The organism is Spiroplasma floricola 23-6 (assembly GCF_002813555.1).
GTDB classification, from domain to species: domain Bacteria; phylum Bacillota_I; class Bacilli_A; order Mycoplasmatales; family Mycoplasmataceae; genus Spiroplasma_A; species Spiroplasma_A floricola.
In genome coordinates this window covers 70,134-93,967 of sequence record NZ_CP025057.1, presented here as the reverse complement: position 1 = coordinate 93,967, position 23,834 = coordinate 70,134, and the positions used below count along the sequence as shown (strand labels likewise).

Genomic DNA, 23,834 nt, shown 5'->3' with positions numbered 1-23,834 from the left:
AAAAAAGCAAATAAATTGCTTTTAAAATAGTAGATTTCTAGGAGTTCTTGGAAATGAAATAACATCTCTTATATTTGAAGCCCCTGTAATATACATTATAAGTCTTTCAAAACCTAATCCAAAACCTGAAGATTTATAATAACCAAATTTTCTTAGATCATTATATCAACTTAATTCTTCAATATTAATACCCATTTTTTTACATCTATCAGTTATTTTATCATAGTCATCTTCTCTTTGACTTCCACCAACTAATTCACCAATTCCTGGCACTAATAAATCTGTTGCAGCAACAGTTCTGTTATCATCATTTTGTTTCATGTAAAAAGCTTTAATTTCTTTAGGATAGTCAGTTACAAAAGTAGGGCATTTATTTACAACTTCACAAATATATCTTTCATGTTCAGTTGCTAAATCTAATCCAAATTCAATAGATGATTCTTCAAATTTATGTCCATCCAAAACTGCTTTTTGAAGAATTTTTATAACTTCTTCATATTTATTAATAACAAATTTAGAATTTCTAACATTATTTAATTTATCAATTAGACCTTCTTCTAAGTTTTCATTACAGAATTCTAATTCCTCTCTTGCATTTTCAAAAACATAATTAATTGAGTATTTTACAAGATCTTCAATTATTTGCATATTTTCTTTTAAATCACAAAACGCCATTTCAGGTTCTATCATTCAAAACTCAGCTGCATGTTTTGATGTATTAGAATTTTCAGCTCTAAATGTTGGGCCAAATGTATAAACATTTTTAAATGCTTGAGCATAAGCTTCTGCATTTAATTGACCTGAAACAGTTAGATTTGCTTTTTTCCCAAAAAAGTCTTCTTCATATTTTCCATCTTGTCTTGTTGTAACTATAAAAGCTTCTCCAGCTCCTTCTGCATCATTTTCTGTAATTATTGGTGTATTGATATATACATAATTTTTTTCTTGAAAAAATTTATGTATCGCAAATGCAGTAACTGATCTAATTTTAAAAATTGATTGAAATGTTTTTGTTCTAGCTCTCAAGTGAGAAATTTCTCTCAAAAATTCTGGTGAATGTTCTTTTTTTTGAAGTGGATATTCTTCAATAGATTGATCTAATAAAATAATTTCTTGAGCTTGTATTTCAAAATCTTGTTGTTTATCTGGTGTTAAAACAACAATTCCTTTTACTTCAACAATTGAACTTACTCTTGCTTGCACTGCATCTTTATATCCCTTAACATCAGATTTATAAACAACTTGTACATCTTTTACTGTTGTTCCATCTGTTAAAACTAAAAAACTTACTACTTTTCCTTGTCTGTTACTTCTTACTCTTGCTATTAAAGTAATCTCTTTAGTATTTTTAAATTCCAAAAATAATGTTTTAATATCTTTCATGCCAATACTTCCTTTTTATATATTAATATTATACAAAAAAAGAAAGTTTACACCCTCTTTATTTTTATTTTAGTAGAATAGAAATTTCATCTCTTTTTTCAAACTCTATTAATTTTCATTCCTCTACAATATTTTCAAATGAAGTATTATCCTGTTCAAATTTGGAAATAAATTCTGCTATTTTATAATTAAAATTTTTAAAATGATATCTAATGGATTGTGTATGCATTGAAAAATTAAACATTACATAATCATCTTCTTCAAAATTTCTTTTAATCATAAGTTCATAAGTATCTGTAGGACTTGTAACCTTATCATCAGTTGAGTGAAAAAATAAAGTTGGGAATAAATTCTTCTTTTCTTGTTCTTCTAATAATGTGAAAATATTTATTTCATGAAGATTTATATTAGATTCCTGTTTATTTTGTTTTTCAATAATTTTATTAATAAATTTTTTAGTTCTTTTCTTAGGAATTATTCATAAATAAACTTTTTTTATGTGTAAAAATAAAGTAAATATACTTGCATATGCAACATCAGAAATAACAAATTTAAAATTTAGTTTTTGCAGTTCTTCTTGATAAAATATTGAGCAATAATTTGAAACAAAACCTCCCATACTTGTACCCATAAACGCAAGTTGATCAATTTGTTTATTTTCTTTTAATCAGTCAACAGCCCCCATTAAATCCAAATGTTCTTTACCACCCATTGTAGTTGAGTAATCTTGTGATTGGCCATGACCTCTAAAATCATATGCAATAATGTTATAACCCATTTTGGCAAATATCATAGCATGATGTAAAGCTCATGTTTTATGTCCTGCAAATCAATGAGATGCTATAACCCATTTATTTGAATTTTTATTTGGTTCATAAATCAAACCAACAAGATCAAGATTATCTCTTGATTTAAATGAAAAAAGAGAGACATTTTCAAGATCTTTTATTTCAAGTTCAGATCTTTTGTAAAATTTTCTAACTATTCTATTAGTAGTTAAAATTTCTTTCATTCATTTTCTGTCTTCTTTTGTTTTTTCAAATTGTTTAATTTTTTTAGATACCTCAAAATTAGGTGCACAAAATGGCTTTTCCATAACTCCATAAAAAGCTTTAAAACTTTTTTTAATAGCATTTATAAGCTTATTTTTCTTAACTCTCTTCTTCTTTTTCATAAATTAATTATAACTTATAAAAAACTAATTTTCAGAATTTAAAAAATGATAAATTAATAAATCATTAAAGTAATTAAAAGGAACTGAGTGAGAAATATGTCCTTTATAAATACTTTCATCTGGATTATCAACTATTAATGTATGTATTGAGTTTAAATATTTTGTAACATCATAAGAAGCAATTTTACCTGATATATAAATAATTTTTCTTTTCTTTTCTCCAAGTTCTTTAATAACATTATCTAATCTTGAAGAATTACCATATCTTGTTAAGAAAATAAATACATCATCCTCATTTGAGAATTTTATTCTATCTTTTATAGTTTCTTGATCACTGTCTAATAAATAAACATTAAATCCTATTTTATAAAAAAAGTTTGATAATTCATGTGCTGGTCCTCAAAGTAAATTTTCTCAATAACAAAAGAAAATTCTTTTTGAGTTTTTAATTATATTTAGAGTTTCAAAAATTGACTTTTTTTCAATTAATGCATAATTTTGTTTAATTATATTTATATATCCTGAAACAACATTTTCATCATTCTTCGCAACATTAATTTCTTGATTTTCAGCATCATTTGCAAGTGAAATTGCAAAATCTCTAAATCCTTTAATATTTAATTTTTTTAAAAGTCCATATATGGCACTATAACCTGTTCCAGCTTCTTGTGCCATTCTTTCAATTTTCATATTTGTGTCAACAATTTCTTTTAAATGATTTTTAATATATTCTACAATTTTCTTTTCTTTAATTGTCAAATCTTTATCATCAATTGTTGTTAACTTACTTAAAAATGATCTCATATATTATAATCCCCCTTGATTATCTTTTTTCAAATATTCATTAGTTAATTCCGCAATCATTGCTGCATTATCTGTGCAATATTCCATTTTTGGAATAATAATTTTATTTATATTATATTTCTTTCCTACTTCACAAAATTTACTTCTAATTGCTGAATTAGCACTAACACCACCAACAACTGCTATTGATTTTGGTTTAAATTCTTTAACAGCTTTTTCAAATTTCAACATTAGAGTTTCTAAAACAGTTTTTTGAAAACTTGCACAAAAATCTTCAATTATTAATTTTTCTTGTTTTTGATTTAATTTACTTATAAGATTTAAACTTGCAGTTTTTAATCCTGAGAAAGAAAAATCATAAGTATCATCATTTTTACTAATAGGTAATATATATTTAGTTGAATCCCCTTTTTGAGCCAATTTATCAATTTTTGGACCACCTGGATATTTTAATCCTAAAACTCTGGCAACTTTATCATAGCATTCTCCAACTGCATCATCTTGAGTAGATCCAATTATTTTAAAATCTAAAGCTTTTTTTAATAATTGTATTTGTGTATGACCTCCACTTATTACAAGAGCAAGAGCTGGATATAGAATTTTTTCTTCAATATTTGCTGCATAAATGTGCCCTTGAATATGATTCATTTCCATAAGTGGTTTATTTAAATACATTGCTAATGTTTGTGCAACTAATTTTCCAATAATTAAACTTCCTATTAATCCAGGATTTGAAGTATAAGAAATATAGTTAATATCTTTCAAATGTATTTTACTTTGATAAAGTGATTCTTTTAAGACTCAATGAAAATTTTCAACGTGTAATCTTGAAGCTAATTCTGGTACAACTCCCCCGAATTTTGAATGTTCCTCTATTTGACTTGAAATAATATTTGACAAAATTTTACCATTATTCATGATTGAAACACTAAATTCATCACAGCTTGATTCAATTGCCAAAATTTTCATTTAGATACCCCTTTTATAAAATCATAAATATTTTACTACATTTTAAATAATTGTGTAATAAGTTAGTAGAATTTTTTTCCAAATGAAAAAAATCACCAAAAATTACAATTTTTAGTGACTTTATTGATTTTATTTCTGTTATTGATTTTATTTAAGTTCTAATGAAGTTTCTAAAGCTAATTCAATCATTTGTAAAAAATTATTTTGTCTTTCTTCAGATGTTGTAACTTCTTTTGTAATAAAACTATCTGAAACTGTCAATAAACAAGCTGCTTGTTTATTTGTTGCAATAGCATTTGCAAATAGAGCATACGATTCCATTTCCACTACATCAAGATTATTTTCTTTTGCAAATTTCATTGAGTCTTCATATCTATAAAAAACATCAGATGAATGACATCTTCCTGAATGAATTTCTATATTATTTTTTTTAGCTACTTCTTCAATTTTATTAAATAGTTTTTCTCCTGATTGAATAATATTTGAATCAATATTTGCTGCAATTTTTGCATAATTACTTTCACCAAAAGCTTCTTTAACATTGAAAATATCATAGACATTTATTTTTTCGCTATAACTTCCAGCACTACCAACTCTAATAATATAATCAACATCATAAAATTTAAACAGTTCATAAGAATAAATACCAATACTAGGACAACCCATACCGCTTCCTGCTATAGTTACTTTTATATTTTTATAATTTCCTGTATACATAAACATATTTCTAACACTGTTTACAAGTTTTATATCTTCTAAATATGTTTCTGCAATTTTTTTTGCTCTTAATGGATCTCCTGGCATTAATACTATTCTTGCTATATCTTCTTTTTTAGCTTCAATATGGGGTGTAGGTATATTTGACATATTAAAATCTCCTTTTATAATTTTAATTTTAAACAAAAAATAAAAAGTTTAAATAGAACTTCTCTTTTTTATTTTATTTTAAAGTTTTGTTAAAAGAAATATGCTTATACGTGTTTTTGTAAAGACAAAATTATAAGCTAAACTTAATAAAATAAATTGTAAAAATTTGATTAGTTCATTTCAAATAGTTTTACATAAAAACTTTTATTTGAATAATTTTATGAATCAATAATTATTTATGTTCTTAAAATCTGTTCAATACTTTAAGTAAATATATTTCTTTTATGTTTTTTATCATTATATATATTTAGAGAGTTAGATTTTTTTCTTATAAAGAGATATTTATAATATAATAATTAAGGTGAAAAAAATGGATTTTAAATTAATCAAAACAGATCTTAGAAAACCAATATTGTGATTTGGTTCAATAACTTTATCACTTATTGTAATTTGCTCAATAATATTGTTAAGTATACCTTTATCAACTAAAGAAAAAATAACTCTTGTTTGCCAAATTAATCTTAATTTTATTTTAATTTATCTAGTTTGTTTGACTACAAACTTAAGTAAAACATCGGTTTCTCTGTTTTACAACATGGAAGTAACAACAAACATTGAAACAGAAGAAAAAACATTAAAAATTATTAAAAATAGATTTGTTTATACTTTCATAATTTTATTTACTGTAGGTGCTTTTTTTATTGAATTAACTAGTGGATCATTAATAAACAAAATTAGTTGAGCAGAAAATGCAAAAAAAACATGATGGATATTTTTCATATTATTTTGAATAAATTTTACATATTTAATTTTATTTTTTGAAATCACTAAATATTTAATAAGCTTAAATGAAGATTTTAAAAAAGCTTATTTAGATTTTATTAAAAATCCACCAAAAAAAGAGGTTGAAACTAAAAGTTAAACCTCTTTTTTTATTACTATTTTATTTATATTTTTGCCTAAATTATGGAATTTTTCTTCATATTCAGTTGCTATATTATCTTTCAATAATTCTTTTTCAGAATATAAATTATTTGTATTATAAATTAATTTAAATTTTGATTTTGCAATTTCTTCTAAACTAAATTCATACAATTTATCATTGTCTGTTTTTATTTCGATAATTCCATTATCTTTAAGTAAATCTCAATATATATTTAAAAAATCTATATATGTTAATCTTTTTTTAAAACTCTTTGATTTAGGTCAAGGATCTGAAAAATTAAGAAAGATTCCATTAAGTGAATTTAGATTAAATAAATCCAATAAATTTTCAGCATATTTATTTAAAAATAATAAATTTGTTAAATCAAAATCCTCAGTTGTGATAGCTTTTTTTAAAGCCACACCTATTACTGTAGTTTCTTTTTCCATTGCTATAAAATTCTTATCCTTATTTTTAATTGCTTGTTCAATTATAAATTTACCTTTTCCACAACCTATTTCTAAATAAGTATCTTGCTTTTTTTTAAATAATTTATCAATATTAATTTTTTTCTCTGCATTTATCATATATTTTGAATTTTCTTCAATATAGTTTTTAGTTCAATTTTTATTTCTTAATCTCATTTTTAACCTCCATCTTTAAATATATTGGGCAAAGAATATTAAACCAATTGAGAAGAATATTGCAGTAGATAAAGCATCAACAATTGTTGTAAGTAAAGGCGCTGCCATAACAGCTGGATCTAATTTTAATTTTTTAGCAAGTATTGGAAGAGTTCCTCCAATTACCTTTGCCATTATTACAGATAAATACATTGAAATAGAAAGTGTTGCTATCGTATATCAAATTCTTGGGTCATTAAGATTTCCTTTTGTTTCAATTGAATAAATTACAACCATTCTTACAAAGTTAACAGATATTAGTATTAAACCAGTAATAAGAGCTACTCTAAATTCTTTTCATAACACTCTTGCAAAATCTTTGGTCTCTACTTCTTTTAAAGATAAAGCTCTAACAATCATAGTTGATGATTGACTACCTGCATTTCCAGTCGTTCCTGATATAACTGTTAGTAAAGGAGTTAAAAACATTGTAATAATATAACTAATTTCATTTGCTGAACTTTGACCATTATTTGTTTGATTTACACTATAAATTCTCATAAACATAGATATTATAATTTGTGACAAAGTTGCAGAAATCATTAAAAACATTAATCAAATACTTCTTGATCTAACCATTTTTCAAATACTTGTTTTGAAATATTCATCATCTGTTGGGCTAATACCTGCCATTTTATGAATATCTTCTGTTACTTCTTCTTCAATAACATCAAGAACATCATCTACTGTAACAATCCCTACTAATTTTTGTTGAATATTAATAACTGGTAAAGTTGTTATGTCATACTTTTTAAACTTATCTATAACAGTTTCTTGATCATCTTTTGTAAAAGCAAAAAGAACACGCTCATCCATAATTTCAGATAATTTTAAATTCCCTTTAGAAAAAACTAAATCTTTTAATTCTACAGTTCCCTTTAAATTATTTAAATCATCCACTACATAAAATGTATTATGATCTTCTGATTCTTCATTACGCTCTCTAATTTTTTCAATCGCTTCAGTTACTGTTCAGTCTACTTTAAATCTTGTATAATCAACACTCATAATACTTCCTGCAGTATCATCATTATATTTTAAAATATTGTTTATTTGTGCTCTTGCCTCTGGAGTTGATGAACGCAAAACCTTTTTAACAATATTTGATGGCATTTCTTCTAAAATGTCTACAATATCATCTGTATATAAATCTGAAAATAATTCAGATATTTGTTTAGAAGACATTTTATTTATAATTTCTTCTTGTATATCCGCATCAAGATGTGGAAAAATCTCACTGCTTGTATCATTTGTAAATAATCTCAAAGCAATAATAATAATTTTCTCATCTAATTTTTCAAGTGCTTCTGCAATATCTTGAGGATAATGTGTTTCTTCAAATTCTCTAAGTTTTTTAATATCATTATCAATTACTAATCTTTCAATTTCTTCACTTAAGTGCTTTATATTTTCGCTTTTTTCTAACATTTATAAGTTTCCTTCTATTTATTTAATAAATATTTTAATTCCTCTGAAATTATTTCTTTAGGTTCAATTGAACTACCAATAAGTTCTCCTGTAAACATTTTAATTCCTAAAAATCTTAGATGTTTATAAACTATATAACTATTTACAGAAGTTGCAATTAACTTTGCTTCTATTTTATTCGCAATTTTAATACTTTCCAATACTATATTTTCATTTTCTTTAATATAATTTATTTTTTTTGAAATTTCTTTTTCTAAAAAAATAAATTCAGGCTTATATAAACTAATTAAAGAAAAGTCTGTTTTTAATGAGCCAAAGTTTGAAACAGATATTCTAATTAAATGTTTTTTTAATTTTTGAATATTTTTCTCCAATAACTTTTGATTATCAATTTCTTTATTTAAATTAAAGTTTAATATTAATTTTGATAAGTCTATTTTTAAGTTTTTTAGTTTTAATAAAAATTCATTTGTATCAAAGTTTTCATTTGACAAATAATTGCTATCATAATCTATAAAAATAGATTTTTCCTTAACAAGATTATTTTGCTTTGATAACTTTTTTAAAGATTGAAATGAAGTGTATCTTAAAAATAAAGTTGATAATCCCATATCTGAAATAAGTTGATTTTTTTTATCAAATAATTCAGAATCTATTTCAATTCCATCAATCATACCATTTAAAAAATATGAAGTAAAATCCTTTTGTTCTATAGAAAATATTGGTTCAAATAAAGTTACAAATTGATTTAAATTAGCTACCTCATTCAATGAAAGCATTTTTTTATTTTGATTTTTTTCTTTTAAAATTTCCATAGGATTTACAATAATATTTTTATCATGATAAGTTAATAAAAAATCATTGGCAACGTGTCTATTATATTCTAATAAAGTATCTAAATTATTAGAATGTAAACCATAATATGATCAAACTGATTTTAATTTTACAGATATTTTATAATTTTCAATTTTAAAAGTTACATTTATTTTTTTAAATATATTTTTTATTCTTTCTAAATAATTATTTTCCTTTTCATTAAAATTTTCATTAAATTCAAAGGGAATAAAAGTACCAAAAGTTTTGTAATTAGGTTTAAAAAATATAGCATTTGAGAAACTATTTTTTATTAATGTATAACTTTCTTCAGAAACTGAATTTACAATTATATCTTTTATTTCTCGATTTACTTTTAATTCAAAATTCTCAAAATCAGAAATAAAATATGTTAAATATATTCCATATTTTATTTTATCTTCTTGAATTTTATTTAGAATTTGCTCGTGAGCTGATGAAAAATTTAAATAATATAAGTTATCATATCTAACAATATTTTGTAATTTCAGAGCATGAAGATATATCTGATTAATAAGTGTAATATATGCATATGCTAAGTACCCACTACCTAATCAAAATAATAAATTAGCTAAATTTGGAAGATCTTGTGGTGTTTTTATTCTAAATAAATTTCAGATTAGACCCACAAGAAGTAAAATAATTGTTGTTATTGATCAATTAGATCAATTTGATATTTTTTTTCAAAATGTTGATATTAAATAATTTAAAAGAGGAACTGTATAAGCTATTGTTAACATTGTAATTGTTCAAGTATCTGTTGGCTTTCCAAAGTATTCACCAAATAATGAAGAAAATAAAACTAAATTTAATATATTACAAGTTAATATTCCAATACTTGAGAATGTTGAAATAAAAATAATAGCAACTCAATATAAAAAAGTTGGCATTAAAATAGTAAGACCCAAATTACTACTATTTCCACTAAGTAAGTTTATTAAAATAATTGAGAATGTTGAAATAAATCCTAGAACAAATCCCAAAAAAATTTCATAATAAATTTTTAACTTAGTAAATAAATGTCTTGTTAAACCTCAAAATATTGTATAACACATAGCTATAATTGTTGTATAAGAAAAACATGCAATTAATATTGACACAATATTCATATAAATTACATTCCTTTCTTATAAAACAATTAAAAATAAAAAATGGTGGAGATGGCGGGAATCGAACCCGCGTCCAAAATACTCCAACCCATAACATCTACAGTTTAGTTGTATCTAACTTACACTATAAAACAACAGATTCAACAAGATTCAATTTTATAGCGTTAATGATTATATTTCAAATAAATTTATCATTAAAATCATTTATTCTATTGTGCTAGGTAATACGTTAATCAATGAAGCACAAACACATTTCATAACGTTGAATTGCTATAAACTTCGAGAGTTTATTAAGCTGCTAAAGCAACTCCAGCTGATGCATTATTGATCATGAATGCTGGCATTTCAAATTCATTTTTTTCTTCGTTTGCATTTTATCAAACCTAGTAGTATTAAGGTTTACCAAACCACTGCAGTTATGGATCAGATGTATCCTGTCGAAACCGGGACACCCCCATACATATATTATAAAACAATATTTTAATAAATAAAGTTTCTATTATATTTTATATTTAAGAATATAATTTAATTAGGGAGTGAAAAAATGAGCAAAAACTTAAATAATGTTTTTGAAATTTCTGATATGTCTAAATTTGAATTAAAAGATATAAAAGAAATTTTGGATAAAGGACAAACTATTCTAATGGCATTAGAAAAAGGTGAACATGTAAGCAATAGTTTAGCAAAGGGATTTTCTGATTACTTAAATGCATATATAGAGTTAAAAGAAGAAAAAGAAAATTGTGGAATTTGTGGTTGTGGAAAACCTGCAAATATTTTAGTCTATATTTGAAAATAAATAAAAAAACCTATTAGTGAATTTACTAATAGGTTTTTTAGTTTTACTTATTAGTATAAAATAAATTTAAGGAGGAATAGATATGAATAAAACAGCAAAAAGTCTGGGATTAGCAGGAGCAATTGTATCATTAGGTTTGATAATTACTCTTATAATATTAGCAGTAGGTAATCAAGACGCAAATCCAGGAGCAAGATTTTTAATTTTTACAATGATGATTATACTTATAATTGGTTTTGGAGTTTCTTTAGGTTTAAATATTGCAATTTTAGTTATGTTATCTAAGAAAGATAAGGATAACTATGCAGGATTAGGCGTATTTCAAATAGTAATTGGAGGACTATCACTATTATTTGGGCAATTAATATCAGGTGGACTGACATTAGCAAGCGGAATAATATTAATGTCAACGCCAGTAGATAATCAAGAAAAAGAAAAAAAAGATAGAAAAGTAAAAGAAATTGAAGAAGATGATAGTGAATATTAAATTATTTTTTTAATAAACTTATAAGATTTTTATTTTTAATATAAAATATTTTGGGAAGGAGGTAAAAAATGACTAAGACATCAAAAGGTTTAGGTGTTGCTGGTTCAATAGTTATGATTGTAACAACAGCAATTGCTTCAATTATAACAATATTAGCTGGCTTTACTCTAATAGCAGCAGGTGGAAGCACTAACATAGCTGCTGGAACTATTGCAGTAATAATATCAATTATAATTATGGCTATAACATTAATATTTCCAATTATTATTTTAGTATTCTTAACTTCTAAAAATAAAAGTAATAAAAAAATACTTGCTGCTGGAATAATTTCAATTGTTATTGCAGGACTTTCATTATTAGGAGCTTTTGCAGGTTCTATTTACTTAATAAATTTCTTTTTTATTCTTCTGGAATTAATATTAAAATTCCAGATATAATTCCAAATGGTATAGCCATAAATAATATATTACATACTCCTAAAGCAATATGTTGTTGACCATCACCAATACTTTTTTTGCTGCCAATGTCATTGGAATCATTCAAGCCATTGGTATTAACATTCAAGAACATAAAACTGTTGATATTATACAAAGTATATATGCTGCATTTCTCATTTCATTTTCCTCCCAAGTAATATTATCATTTTTTTAACATATATAAAAGTTATTTTTATTTTCTAATTTTGTTTAATCTTCTTTCAATATCTCGTTGTTTAATTGTTTCTCTCTTATCAACTGTTCTTTTTCCTTTTCCTAAAGCAATTTCTAATTTCGCATAATTACCTTTCAAATATAATTTTAATGGTATCAAAGTAAGATTTTCCAATTGAATTCTTTTTAAAATTTTTTTTATTTCGTTTTTATGCAAAAGCAATATTCTATTTCTAGTTGGATCATGCTTAATATGATTTGCAAACTCATAATTTTTTATATTCATATTTAATATTTCAACTTGTCCTTTTCTTATAAGAATAAAAGCTTCATTAATTGAAACATCTTTATTTCTTATAGATTTAATTTCTGGACCAGTTAAAACTATACCCGCTTCTCATGTGTCTAATATTTCATAATTAAAATAAGCTTTTTTATTTTTTAATAAAAGATGCTCTCCCATTTTTATTCACCACCATTAAGCAAGCACAAAATCTATAATTCTTTTTTTAACATCTGCATTTTTAACTTTAATTTTTATTTTTTGACCTAGTCTAAAAATCTTGTTTTGTTTATTTACCATAATACTTGTTTTTTCATCAAAACTAAAATCAGGCAGTTCTGATATATGAATTAAACCCTCAACACAATTATCTAACTGAACAAATATCCCAAATTTTAATACAGCTGCAATAATGCCTTCAAATTCTTGATTAATTTTTGATTGCATATATTCTGCCATACAAACCTTATTAACTTCTCTTTCAGCAGACACAGCTTGTTTTTCAGTATCATTAATAATACTACATGCTTTTAAAACAAACTTTTCATTTTGTTCTAATTTAAATTCTCTTATGTCTTTATCAACTAAATATTGTTTTAAGAATCTATGAACTATTAAATCACTATATCTTCTTATTGGACTTGTAAAGTGAGTATAACATTCACTTGCTAAACCAAAGTGACCTATATTTTCTAATTCATAAGCTGCTTTTTCCATAAATTTTAAAAGAGTTACATTAATTACATCTCTTTCTGTTGGATCTTTTATTTGTTCTTCAATTTGAAGAAGTGCGTTTTTAATTGCTTTTGGATTAATTTTATCCAAATCAGTTAACTTTACATTTATACCAAGTGCTCTTAAAATTGAATGTCATTCAATTAAATTTTCTTCTTTTGGAACATCATGATTTCTATAAATAAAAGGAAGCTTTTTTTCATAAATTATTGTTGCTACACATTCATTTGCACTAACCATAAAGTTTTCTATTAATTTCTCACTAATTCCTCTATCACGTTTTGCTATTTCAATAACATTAGAATCAGCATCTAAAATAATTTTTGGCTCTGCAACATCAAATTCAATTGATCCTTTTTTATTTCTTGATAAATCTATAATGTCGTGAAGTTCTTTTGAGAGCCTTAACATATCTATTATTTCTTTTGATCTATTTGATTTGCCACTTTCATAAAGTTCATTTACTTCTTTATAAGTTAATCTTGCTTTTGAAATCATAATTGATTCATAAACTTTTTTCTTTATTACATTTCCTTGTAAATCAAAATCCATTTCAGCTACCATGCAAAGCTTTTCTTCATCTGGATTTAAACTACAAACACCATTTGACAATTTTTCTGGAAGCATTGGTATAACTTTGTTGGCAAGATAAACTGAATTACCTCTAAATAAGGCAGTACTATCTAAAGGTGAAAATGGAGTGACATAATAACTAACATCAGCAATAGCTACTATCAATTTATATCCATTAGATGTTTTTTCAACATAAATTGCATCATCTAAATCTTTAGAATCTGATCCATCAATAGTTACTAAATTTTTATTTACTATTGAGTTTGAAAGTCTTCTTTTAATTTTTGGATCATCATAATCAATAGGTTTGGCAACCTCATTTGCATTATCAATTGTTAGTTTATTAAATTCTGGTTTAATTTCATATTCATAAGCAATTGAAAAAATTCTATCAACAGCTTTATTAGCATCACCAATAATTTTTTGAATTCTTACAAATAGCTTTTTATCTCTAACATTTAGAATTTTTACCTTTAAAATTAAATCTTCTTTTAATGAATAATCTTTTGAGTTTATCATTACAATTCGATAATTTTTAAAACCAGGTTCATTTGCTACAAAATCTAAAAATCTTCCATCCTTACTTTTTACAATTTCTCCAACCAATGATATTTTTGTTCTCAAAACTATATCTTCAACCATAGCTTTCATTCTATCGTCTTTTTCTTTTTGAACTGTAAAAACAACTTCATCAGATGAAATTGCTCCATTTAATCCATTTGGAGGAACAAAAAAATCTTCTCCTTCAATATTAAACTCTTTTACAAATCCAAAGCCTTTATCATTAATTTTTATAGACCCTATTTTATATGTTTTTCCAATGAAGTATATAACGTTTTCTTTTGTTCAACCAATTAAATGTTCTTCTTGAAATTCTTTTAATATAGTTGTTACACTTTCATAATCTGATTTAATACTTTTAATTAAATCATTTAGATGCATTTTTTCCTTTTCTTTTACCCGTGATAGTATTGTATTTTTCATAACATTTCTTTCTACTAAAAAACATCATTAGTTTAGTACAGTGTTTGTAATTATTCCTATTACAATTGTAATTATAAAGAGTGAAACTCCTAAACTAAACATTCAAATTGATGTTGTTTTGTCCATTCCTCTCTCTTTTGAGTTAGAAAATAATTCATCATTCCCACCATTTAAAGCACTTAATCCTGTTTGTGAACTTTTATTTTGCACTAAACCTACAATTATCATCAATATTGCGACAATTAAAGATAGAATTTCAAAACCTAGGATTATTTGGTTTGCAAGTGTTTGCTGCGATGCAGTTCCGGCAAGTAAATTCATACAAGGCCCTCCATTCATTTAAATATATAATACTACATTTAAGAGTAAAAAGTACTTTTGTTGCAATATTATTTAATTTTTTCTAGAAAAGAGACATATTCCAAAGAATTTTTAACTAAATTTAATTGACTTATCATTTCTTTGCATATAACTGTAGCTAAATTTTTTTCATTTAAATATGAATAAAAATCAAAAATGCCAAATGGAAGAATATGGTACTTTGTTGTAGCTTTTTCCACATATATATCCTTATTGACTCCTAATGAGAAAAAATCTTTTTGATTTAAATTAGCTAAATTGTCTAAAACATAAGGTGTTAAAAATTTTGCAGCCACAATATTATTCATAGTCAAATTAGTTGAATATCTATCATTAAAAACAATTGATTCAGATTTATAATCCCCTTTAAGATTGCCCTTTTTCCTTTCAATTCTCAAACTTTTAAAATCTTTCACATATTTATCATCTGTAACATACAAAACAGTCATAGAAAGAGGAGTAACTGTTCTACTACAACCTGAACGTCCATTAGAAGTATAATAGTGACGTTCTATAAAATTCTTAGGATGTTCAATTATAAAAGTAACTTTTCTATTTTTATATGTAAATTCTAGTGAATTATAATGATCTTCTTTAATGGGAACTTTTCTATGAGCTAAATAAACTTTATAGCTTCCATCAATATCTACAATTTTTGGATAATAACTTATAATATTCATTTTAAAATCTGAACAATTTTTTAAATTAGCTGATGAATTAAAAAAATTGAAATAAATTAATTCTAAATCTAATTTTTCATTTACAATTTTATTTAATCTTACATTTATATTTTTTAGCTTAAAATAAACTACTATTGAAGCTATTAAAAATGCTAAAAATCCTAGAAACAAAAACATACCAATTAGAAAAAATATTATTTCATTATTCATATCAATAATATTTGACATAAAAGCTAAAAATACAAAAGCTCCAAAAAATACAGAAAGAAAAGTGTAAAGTATAATTTTAGTTTTTCTTTCATTTTTAAACTGCTTTCAGATTTTATTAATTTCTGGTCGTTTGTTAACAACTTCTTTTATATCACTATATAATTTTTCATCAATCATATAATAAATTCCATTCTATCTCAAAATAATTTGACTTTTAAACTTATTTTTTCACTTTAAATATTATAGTATACTTTAAATTATAAAAAAATAGCTCTCTTATTAAAATTTGCTTATCTATTTTATTCTAAGAAAATAGTATTTTTTAAAGAATCTCCATAAGTATTATTTTATAAATCTTTAAATTATTTGCTTAATATTTTTATATACTATATTCTAATCTAGAAGTATATTATTTTGTATTTCAATATATAATAATTTTGGTGATAAAAATGCAATGACTAGAATATGTATTTAAATTTTTAGAAAAAATCTTTAAAACAAATGCTTTTAAAGCAAAGTATAAAACAAAGGGTAGTAAAAAACTTACTCATATTTTAAAGAGCAAAAAATGACAAGTTATAGATATAAGAAACTCATTATCTTATAATGAAAATCATCTTAAAGAGACAATTAATATTCCAGTTATAAATTTCAATTTTAAATATTTTAAAGTTCTAGATAAAAAAAGCAAAATTCTTATAATTGATGAAGATTCTAGAAGTCACCTTTCTATTTATAAAAATTTAAAAAGTAAAGGATTTAAAGCTTATATTTTTTATGAGGGATACAAAAAAATAAGAAATAATCCAGAATTTGATGAATTAACAAAAGTAGTTTTATATTAAAAATTAAAAGTACAAATAATTATAAAGAGTTTTATATCATTTTTGATATAAAACTCTTTTATTTAATTAAAGAATAAAATTAATATAATCATAAGATTTTTTAAGAAAATCTATATCCTTAACTATTTTATCGTAGATATATTCTATGACTTTATTTCTATTTTTCAATAATAAAAAGTTAAATATACCTATTTGACAATTTTCTCTTTTAGTTTCATATCTTTCAACATATAATTGTTTATAAACTCCTAATGCAAAAAAATTAATATCGTTAAAATTTACTAAATTATTTACAACAGTAGGGTTTAAAAATTTAGCACCCTCGAGGTCGTTTGATTCTAAATTAGTTGAGTATTTATTATTGAATGCTATAGATTCAGTTCTATAATCTCCTGATAGTTCACCGCTCTTTTTAATTTTTAAATTATAATACATTTTTCTAAATTCTTTATTTTCAATGTATAAAACACTCATTGAAAGTTTCTTTGATCCTATTGTTGATCTAGATTCTTTTCATGAGTATTTTAGTGTTCATCTAGTAAATTCAAGTGGATGTTCAATTACAAAACTAGCTTGATAATTTTTAAATTTGAAATCAAGTGAGTTTTCATTATTCTTTTTTATTGGTGTTTCTCTATTAAGTAAAGTACTCATATAATTTGCATATGACTTTCTTTTTCTTTTTGGTTCAGATTTAAAATTTACAATACTTAATTTGAAATCCGTAATATCTTGTAAATCTGTTCTAGAGTTTAAAAATTTAGAGTAAATTAATTCAATCTTCTCTTTTTTATGAATAATTTTATTAATATTTTTACTTAGATTTGGTGAATAAAATGTATCTAAGAATAAAAAAATAAAAGAAAGACCAATAGAAAGAGAAAAAAGCAAACCAAGACTGGCTTTAATAATAAAATTTTCTATACTTGCTGTCTTTAAAAAATAAATTGATAATACAAAAATAATAAAAAATATTAGAGAAAACATAAACAGAAATTTTCAAAAAACTCTTAAAAAAAGTATATGTCTTAAAGTAGCTTTTATTTTTCTATCATATCTAATTAAACTTCCAATATCTTGAAGTATGCTCTCATCTCTCATAATTAATTACCCCTAATTCTTAATAATATTTATACTATATTTATAAAAAAATTAAATACTATAAGTTGTTTTTTTAAATTTGTGCAAGTTATAAAAAAATAGAACCTAAGTTCTATTTTTTTTATTCTTCTATTTCCCTAAAAAATTCAATTGGTTCAACATTTAAAGCTTTTGCAATTTTCTCAACAGATTTAAGTGATATATTTCTCTTACCTCTTTCAGAATCTGAAATATAATTTCTATGTAATTGAGATCTGAAACTTAATTCTTCCTGAGTTAGTTGCGCATTTACCCTTATTCTTTTCATGTTTTTACTAAATGTTATAATAATGTCTTTTTTCATTTTTTAGTCTCCAATTGTATTTGCAATCTTATCTATAATTTTAAATAAGTTGCTTATTCCAGACTTTGTAATTGATACATTTTTTTCATTCATTAATTGTTCTAATTCAGAAAATGATGCGTCTGGATTCTCTAATCTTATTTGTGAAAGTAATTGCGCCTTTGGCGATAACTCTGACATTAGATTATTTTTTTTAATTAGTTCTATTACTTCAACTTGTCTAGAACCTGTTACAGAAGATTTTTGTTGATTATAAATATCAATATTTATCATTCTGTTTATGTTATTGCTAACATCTCTATTAATTCTTGTATTCTCAAATTTCATAACAGAAATTGAGGCATCCATGAATTTTAGAAAGTCAGAAACTGCTATAGATTTTTTAATATAACAAACAAATTTATTTTTTTTACTTGTTGTTTTAAAAGTAAAATTATATTTCTTAAGAATTTTTGTAATATAAGTTGAAGATTCATTTTCTTTGAATTGCAATTCTAAATGATAATTTGTAGTCTCTGGAGAGTTTACACTTCCAATAGCTATAAAAATTCCTGAAATATATGCTCGTATTAATTCTTGTTTTATTTTTTTGTCATAATTTTCTAAATCTATTTCAATAATTTTGGTGCTTGAATTAATATCATAAATATTATATCTTTTTAAGAAAAAAATAACTTCATCTGTTAACATTAATTGATAAATTTTATTTTTTCTAAGTTTTTGAATTTGAATAATTGATATTTCAATATTTCCATCATAAATTGTTTTTAGCATTGAGAAAATATTTCTAATAACATTATTACTATTATTTGTTAATTTTAAAACAGCACCTTTACTTGTGTAAATTAATTCTCCGTTATATTTAATAAAACCAGATAAGAGCATAATTTTTTGCTCTTTAGTGAATGTATGATTTAAAATTTCTTCTTTAACTTCCATTGCAAAAGACATACTCTCACCTTATTTCTTACCAAGCTTCTTATTTAATTTTTCTTTAATTTTTTCTTCTTTAATTTTATTTTTTTCAATTTTACTAATTACTAGTTTATCTTTGTTTTTTGTTTTATTGTTATCTTCTAAATAGAAATATTCTTGCTCATATATAAATCCAGTAGTTCTAAATAAATATGGAATAACAAATTGAGCTAATAGCGCAACTATTAAACCTGCTGCCATCGATAAACCAATTATAACTAGTGATAATTCTTTTCTATACATTAAGAATAAATGATCATCTGGCCGTCCTAATTCTAAAATAAATCTAACTAAATTCCATGCAAAGAAATAAGCTCCAGCTTGCACCCCCGTTCTTACGAGCATATATTTTTCGGGGTTATTACAATCTGATAATAATTTTCCTTGTTTTCATTTTTTTACAATGTAATTTTTATCATTAATATTATTTATTTCACTTTTATATTTTTCTATTTCTTTATTATTATGATTTGCAAAAACTTCATTTCTTCAAATTTTATATTTAGGATATTTTATATCGTATTTATCTGGATGTAATTTTCAAGGTTTTTTGCCAAATCATTTTCCAATATTTGGAATAATAAATGTAATTATTGCTCAAGCAGCAATTAAACTTATTGATTCATAGAGGAAAATCGGTGACATAAGATATTCTTGTCCTTTTACTAAATCTACTCCATTTAAACTATCATTTGCACCTTTATATTCTCAAACCATATTTCTTTTAATAAAGTAAGGTAACCAATTTAAAGCATCTGTGTCTTTTCCATGTCATTGTGCAACTGGCCCACCTATTACTTCATGATTGAAGAAATTACCCCATCTTCCAATTCCTTGTCCAACAAGAATATTTGGAATTATACAATCTGAATAAACTCATAGAGATACTTTTGTTCTTCTACCAAGAAAGTAAAATACTATTAATCCAACAAAAGCTCCTGCATAAACTCCTCCGTGAATTGCCATTCCACCTTCTCAAAAAGCAAATAGACCAAAAAAGCCTGCTCCATTAGCATTCATTCCAATTCCCTCAGCATTTAATTTTCCAAAAAAACTTGCTCCTAATAAACTTACAGGAACAATTATTGCTGCTCCAATTCAAAGTTCTGTTAAGGATATTCCTCTTCTATATAATTTAATTGCAGATATAGCAATAGCAAATATTACACCTAATGTCATAGTAAAAGCATATACATGAAAAAAACCATAGTCGTCTCTTACTGTTCACCATTGACTATCTGTAGGGCTTTTTCAGTTATCGCCTTGTATTCAACTAAATAACATCTATAATCAACACCTTTTAACTTTGTATATTTTAACATAGCAAAGAATAAAAACACTTTGATATTTTAATACTTATTTTCAATATAGTTTACAGCATTTTGACCAGCTAATGCCCCATCAGCTGTTGCTGTTGCTATTTGTCTAAAAGGAGTATTTCTAACATCTCCAGCAACAAATAAGCCCTCAATTTTGGTTCTCATTCTTTCATCCCCGATTATGTGCTTTTCTTCATCCAATACTTCAATTTGCTTAATAAAACTTGTTACTGGATAGTGCCCAATAAATGGAAATATTGCATTAACTTTTAATTCACTTTCTTCATTTTTAATTGTATTTTTAATCTTAATTGATGAAACTTTATCTTTTCCCTCTATTTTTTCAACAATTGTATCTAAAATAAATTCTATTTTTTCATTTGTTTTAGCTTTTTGCAATGATTTTTGATCAACTCTAAATTTTTGACTTCTGTGAATTAGATAAACTTTTGATGCAAATCTTGTCAAAAATAGTGACTCTTCAATAGCACTATATCCCCCTCCAACAACAGCTACAGGCATATCTTTATAGAAACTTCCATCACAAACTGCACAGTATGAAACACCTTTTCCATATAGATCAATTTCTCCAGGAACACCTAGTAAATTTTCTTTTGTTCCTGTTGCTATTATTAATGCTTTTGCAGTTAAAACTTTTCCATTCTCTAATTCAATTTCAAATATTTCTTTTTTTTCAAAATCTTTAAGTCCTGAAAATTCAAATTTCGCTCCCATTGCATTTGCTTGTTCAAAAAAGTGCATTGCTAAATCCGGTCCTTGTATATTTGTAAAACCTGGATAATTTTCAATTTCTCCAGTTTTAATAACTTTTCCACCAGGTGCTTCCTTTTCCAAAACTAAAACATTAAGTCCTGCTCTTCCAGCATAAATTGCAGCACTTAATCCAGCTGGTCCTGCACCTGCAATTATTAAATCATAATCTGTATTAATATGATTTTTCATATAATCAACCCTCTTCTCTTCATTTTTTTGGAGCTATAAACTGTGAGCAAATAAACAACACTATTCCAAAAAGTAAAAATGCTGTTAAGAATAAATAGTTTAAAATTGAATTTTCTTTTACAGTTAATTCATATGGATTTCTTAGTGGATCTAATATAAATCTTATAAAAGTATATCCACAAATATAAATACTAGTTAAAACTCCACAATGTACTACATTATAATTATTTGGATTATTTAAATTATAAAGTTCTTTTGAATCTCTCTTAATAAAATTCATTAAAGGACTTTTTTGTTTTTTTAACATCTTAATATCATTTTTATAATTATTTTTAATGTCTTTTTTAGCTGATTTAAATTGATTTTTTGTTATTTTATTTTTATCTAATTTTGCTTTTTGACTATTTATTTCTTGTTTTATTTTGCTTACCATATTATTATATTTTTCTCTGGCTTTTAAAGCAATAGATTTTTGATTATTTATTTTTACTTGTTCTGCTTCAACTAAAGCTTTTTTTGGTTCATACAAAAGATATGCTTTTTTTCAAACTCAACTTTTTGATAAATAAACTTTTCCATCTTTGTCAATTAAATATTTAACTGGTATTTGAGTAGGATATTCATCTAAACTATCTCTTTCAACAGATTTATAAGTTTTATTAGCTTTACAAGGAAAGTTTATTGGATCTATTTTTCATGGTTTTTTACTAATTCATTTTCCTATATTTGAAAAAACAAAAGTTATTAAAATAAACAAAGCTAATGTTGCCATAGATTCATATAAAAATAAGGGTTCACAAAATTGCATTTCTGTCATTTCAGGTTGACCTGGTTGAGACAAATCATGAAGATAAAAAAGTCTATGTCAAATAAAATCAGGTAATCAATTTATTTTGCTTACATCATCAACTCTTCTTCCCAAAATTTCGTGATTGAATAAATTCCCTCATCTACCAATTGCTTGACCTAATAAAATATTTGGAACTATACAATCAGCATATACATATACAGAAACTCTTGTAACTTTACTTTTGTGTCAAAACCATAAAAAAGCTACAGTTCCACCACACAAGAGTCCTCCAAAAATACTCATACCTCCATGTCAAAAGAAAAGTAGCATATATATTTTTCATTGATCTCCATATGATCCCAACTTACCAAAAATACTTGCACCAAGAATTCCCACAGGCAAAGAAATATAAATTGCATTTACAAATTCTTTTAATGGGATTCCCCTTTTTCAAATTTTAAAAGCAGATACACCAATTACAGAAAAAACACCAATTCCTACTAAAACAGGATACATAAATTTTAAAGAATCATAATAATCAGAAGGTATTGGTTGACCATTATCTCAAATAATATTTGATAAAAAATTAATCATCATTAAATTTCATTGCTCTTTCGCTTAAAATTTGAGCTTCATCTTGATATAAACCACTTTGTTTAATTTTTAGTTTAGCAACCGCAGCTTCAATAATATTTGGTATATTTCTTCCTGAAGAAACAGGAATTTTTATATATGGAACATCAACACCCAGAATATTATATCCAACAAAAGCATTTCCTAATCTTTCTGAATCATCTATTCCATTTTTTTTAAATTGAGTTAATTCAATTACTAAATCTATTTTAGTTTTCTCTAAAATAACTTGATATCCATTTGTTTGAGAAACGTCAACAATTCCAATTCCTCTAACTTCTACTAGGTTCTTTAAAATTTCATGACTTTTACCATATAATTCATTTGATTTTTTTGTAATAACTATTCTATCATCACCTACAAATAAGTGATTTGTTTTAACTAGGTCTAGTGTAATCTCTGATTTACCAATTCCTGATTCACCAATTAATAAAACACCCTTACCAAAAATATTTATACAAGAGGCATGTACTTCTGTTAAAGGAGCAAAATAATCATCCATAAACTCCAAAACATTTTGAGTAAAATCACTAGTTGATTCAGTATTTGTTCTAACAACTAATGAGTTAGTTTTTTTACCAACTTCAATTGCTATATTATCTTCAAATTTGTCAGTAAGAATAATCATTGGAATATTTCTTGAAAATAGCTTTTCATATCTTTTTTCTCTTTCACTTTCTTCGAAATTCATAATATATGAGTATTCTTTTGTTGACATAACAATTACTCTATGTGATTTTTCACCCTCTTCAAAATAGCCAGTTAATTCAAGTCCAGCTCTATTTATACCATAAACTTCTATTATATTATTTAATTTATTTTCTCCAGAAACCACTTCTAATTTAAAGGATTCAATTATTTTTTTTGCATAAAGTTTACTCATTTTTAACTACCTCTTTAGTAATTATAA

Annotated in this window: 25 protein-coding genes and 1 other RNA gene; 5 read left to right on the top strand and 21 right to left on the bottom strand. The window is 24.3% G+C overall.

The window, feature by feature from the left end; all coding sequences use genetic code 4:
• Positions 1 to 21: 21 nt before the first annotated feature.
• The 5 genes from asnS to deoD all read right to left on the bottom strand — a co-directional run bounded on the left by asnS (position 22) and on the right by deoD (position 5,197).
• The gene (gene asnS, locus SFLOR_RS00460; RefSeq protein WP_100916146.1) at positions 22 to 1,383 is read right to left on the bottom strand and encodes an asparagine--tRNA ligase; all 1,362 of its coding nucleotides are present in this window, start codon (positions 1,381 to 1,383) and stop codon (positions 22 to 24) included.
• A gap of 64 nt (positions 1,384 to 1,447) precedes the next feature.
• Positions 1,448 to 2,557: an alpha/beta hydrolase gene (locus SFLOR_RS00455; protein WP_100916145.1), complete on the bottom strand. Its 1,110-nt coding sequence runs from the start codon at positions 2,555 to 2,557 to the stop codon at positions 1,448 to 1,450.
• A 24-nt stretch (positions 2,558 to 2,581) separates the two neighbouring features.
• Positions 2,582 to 3,361, bottom strand: coding sequence for a MurR/RpiR family transcriptional regulator (locus SFLOR_RS00450; protein ID WP_100916144.1), 780 nt, complete (start codon positions 3,359 to 3,361; stop codon positions 2,582 to 2,584).
• 3 nt (positions 3,362 to 3,364) lie between these two features.
• Positions 3,365 to 4,330: a tRNA (adenosine(37)-N6)-threonylcarbamoyltransferase complex transferase subunit TsaD gene (tsaD, locus tag SFLOR_RS00445; RefSeq protein WP_100916143.1), complete on the bottom strand. Its 966-nt coding sequence runs from the start codon at positions 4,328 to 4,330 to the stop codon at positions 3,365 to 3,367.
• A 147-nt stretch (positions 4,331 to 4,477) separates the two neighbouring features.
• The gene (gene deoD / locus SFLOR_RS00440; protein WP_100916142.1) at positions 4,478 to 5,197 is read right to left on the bottom strand and encodes a purine-nucleoside phosphorylase; all 720 of its coding nucleotides are present in this window, start codon (positions 5,195 to 5,197) and stop codon (positions 4,478 to 4,480) included.
• A 370-nt stretch (positions 5,198 to 5,567) separates the two neighbouring features.
• Between deoD and SFLOR_RS00435 the strand changes: the two genes are divergently transcribed.
• On the top strand, positions 5,568 to 6,119 hold the full coding sequence (locus SFLOR_RS00435; RefSeq protein WP_100916141.1) for a hypothetical protein: 552 nt from the start codon (positions 5,568 to 5,570) through the stop codon (positions 6,117 to 6,119).
• Here the strand turns inward: SFLOR_RS00435 and trmB are convergent.
• From trmB to ssrA, 4 genes are all read right to left on the bottom strand, one after another.
• Complete coding sequence (gene trmB / locus SFLOR_RS00430) at positions 6,116 to 6,766, bottom strand: tRNA (guanosine(46)-N7)-methyltransferase TrmB (protein WP_100916140.1); 651 nt, start codon at positions 6,764 to 6,766, stop codon at positions 6,116 to 6,118. The two genes, SFLOR_RS00435 and trmB, sit on opposite strands and share 4 nt — an antisense overlap.
• Before the next feature lie 15 nt (positions 6,767 to 6,781).
• A complete protein-coding gene (gene mgtE, locus SFLOR_RS00425) occupies positions 6,782 to 8,233 on the bottom strand; it encodes a magnesium transporter (protein WP_100916139.1) in 1,452 nt (483 codons plus the stop codon).
• 14 nt (positions 8,234 to 8,247) lie between these two features.
• Positions 8,248 to 10,194 carry an EAL domain-containing protein gene (locus SFLOR_RS00420; RefSeq protein WP_100916138.1) on the bottom strand — a complete coding sequence of 649 codons (1,947 nt, stop codon included), beginning with the start codon at positions 10,192 to 10,194 and terminating at the stop codon, positions 8,248 to 8,250.
• 43 nt (positions 10,195 to 10,237) lie between these two features.
• Positions 10,238 to 10,650, bottom strand: a transfer-messenger RNA (tmRNA) gene (gene ssrA / locus SFLOR_RS00415).
• Between the two features lie 88 nt (positions 10,651 to 10,738).
• On the opposite strand from ssrA, the gene SFLOR_RS00410 reads away from it, so the two are divergent.
• The 3 genes from SFLOR_RS00410 to SFLOR_RS00400 all read left to right on the top strand — a co-directional run bounded on the left by SFLOR_RS00410 (position 10,739) and on the right by SFLOR_RS00400 (position 11,917).
• Positions 10,739 to 10,993: a hypothetical protein gene (locus SFLOR_RS00410; RefSeq protein ID WP_100916137.1), complete on the top strand. Its 255-nt coding sequence runs from the start codon at positions 10,739 to 10,741 to the stop codon at positions 10,991 to 10,993.
• 82 nt (positions 10,994 to 11,075) lie between these two features.
• Positions 11,076 to 11,480, top strand: coding sequence for a hypothetical protein (locus SFLOR_RS00405; RefSeq protein WP_100916136.1), 405 nt, complete (start codon positions 11,076 to 11,078; stop codon positions 11,478 to 11,480).
• A 68-nt stretch (positions 11,481 to 11,548) separates the two neighbouring features.
• Positions 11,549 to 11,917 carry a hypothetical protein gene (locus tag SFLOR_RS00400; RefSeq protein ID WP_100916135.1) on the top strand — a complete coding sequence of 123 codons (369 nt, stop codon included), beginning with the start codon at positions 11,549 to 11,551 and terminating at the stop codon, positions 11,915 to 11,917.
• 39 nt (positions 11,918 to 11,956) lie between these two features.
• On the opposite strand, the gene SFLOR_RS05830 is transcribed toward SFLOR_RS00400, so the two are convergent.
• The 5 genes from SFLOR_RS05830 to SFLOR_RS00380 form a co-directional block, all read right to left on the bottom strand.
• Positions 11,957 to 12,094 (bottom strand): hypothetical protein, encoded by a 138-nt coding sequence (locus tag SFLOR_RS05830; protein WP_157806907.1) that lies wholly within the window; start codon positions 12,092 to 12,094, stop codon positions 11,957 to 11,959.
• Between the two features lie 55 nt (positions 12,095 to 12,149).
• Positions 12,150 to 12,593 carry an SsrA-binding protein SmpB gene (gene smpB, locus SFLOR_RS00395; protein WP_100916134.1) on the bottom strand — a complete coding sequence of 148 codons (444 nt, stop codon included), beginning with the start codon at positions 12,591 to 12,593 and terminating at the stop codon, positions 12,150 to 12,152.
• 15 nt (positions 12,594 to 12,608) lie between these two features.
• The gene (gene rnr, locus SFLOR_RS00390; RefSeq protein ID WP_100916133.1) at positions 12,609 to 14,705 is read right to left on the bottom strand and encodes a ribonuclease R; all 2,097 of its coding nucleotides are present in this window, start codon (positions 14,703 to 14,705) and stop codon (positions 12,609 to 12,611) included.
• 27 nt (positions 14,706 to 14,732) lie between these two features.
• Complete coding sequence (secG, locus tag SFLOR_RS00385; protein ID WP_100916132.1) at positions 14,733 to 15,026, bottom strand: preprotein translocase subunit SecG; 294 nt, start codon at positions 15,024 to 15,026, stop codon at positions 14,733 to 14,735.
• Between the two features lie 68 nt (positions 15,027 to 15,094).
• Positions 15,095 to 16,132 (bottom strand): hypothetical protein, encoded by a 1,038-nt coding sequence (locus SFLOR_RS00380; RefSeq protein WP_100916131.1) that lies wholly within the window; start codon positions 16,130 to 16,132, stop codon positions 15,095 to 15,097.
• A 272-nt stretch (positions 16,133 to 16,404) separates the two neighbouring features.
• Between SFLOR_RS00380 and SFLOR_RS00375 the strand changes: the two genes are divergently transcribed.
• Positions 16,405 to 16,800, top strand: coding sequence for a rhodanese-like domain-containing protein (locus SFLOR_RS00375; protein WP_100916130.1), 396 nt, complete (start codon positions 16,405 to 16,407; stop codon positions 16,798 to 16,800).
• Positions 16,801 to 16,866: 66 nt separating this feature from the next.
• Here SFLOR_RS00375 and SFLOR_RS00370 read toward each other — a convergent pair whose 3' ends face one another.
• The 7 genes from SFLOR_RS00370 to hprK all read right to left on the bottom strand — a co-directional run bounded on the left by SFLOR_RS00370 (position 16,867) and on the right by hprK (position 23,807).
• Complete coding sequence (locus SFLOR_RS00370; RefSeq protein ID WP_100916129.1) at positions 16,867 to 17,901, bottom strand: hypothetical protein; 1,035 nt, start codon at positions 17,899 to 17,901, stop codon at positions 16,867 to 16,869.
• Positions 17,902 to 18,022: 121 nt separating this feature from the next.
• On the bottom strand, positions 18,023 to 18,244 hold the full coding sequence (locus SFLOR_RS00365; RefSeq protein ID WP_100916128.1) for a helix-turn-helix domain-containing protein: 222 nt from the start codon (positions 18,242 to 18,244) through the stop codon (positions 18,023 to 18,025).
• Positions 18,245 to 18,247: 3 nt separating this feature from the next.
• Positions 18,248 to 19,195 carry a DNA-binding protein WhiA gene (gene whiA, locus SFLOR_RS00360; RefSeq protein ID WP_100916127.1) on the bottom strand — a complete coding sequence of 316 codons (948 nt, stop codon included), beginning with the start codon at positions 19,193 to 19,195 and terminating at the stop codon, positions 18,248 to 18,250.
• Positions 19,196 to 19,204: 9 nt separating this feature from the next.
• Entirely contained in the window at positions 19,205 to 20,503 is a 1,299-nt protein-coding gene (locus SFLOR_RS00355) for a prolipoprotein diacylglyceryl transferase family protein (RefSeq protein ID WP_100916126.1), read from the bottom strand.
• Positions 20,504 to 20,568: 65 nt separating this feature from the next.
• Positions 20,569 to 21,501 carry a thioredoxin-disulfide reductase gene (gene trxB / locus SFLOR_RS00350; RefSeq protein ID WP_100916125.1) on the bottom strand — a complete coding sequence of 311 codons (933 nt, stop codon included), beginning with the start codon at positions 21,499 to 21,501 and terminating at the stop codon, positions 20,569 to 20,571.
• Positions 21,485 to 22,888 carry a prolipoprotein diacylglyceryl transferase gene (locus tag SFLOR_RS00345; protein ID WP_100916124.1) on the bottom strand — a complete coding sequence of 468 codons (1,404 nt, stop codon included), beginning with the start codon at positions 22,886 to 22,888 and terminating at the stop codon, positions 21,485 to 21,487. Before SFLOR_RS00345 ends, trxB begins: the two co-directional genes overlap by 17 nt.
• Positions 22,878 to 23,807 carry an HPr(Ser) kinase/phosphatase gene (gene hprK / locus SFLOR_RS00340; protein WP_100916123.1) on the bottom strand — a complete coding sequence of 310 codons (930 nt, stop codon included), beginning with the start codon at positions 23,805 to 23,807 and terminating at the stop codon, positions 22,878 to 22,880. The genes SFLOR_RS00345 and hprK overlap by 11 nt, the downstream gene beginning before the upstream one ends.
• Positions 23,808 to 23,834: the final 27 nt, after the last annotated feature.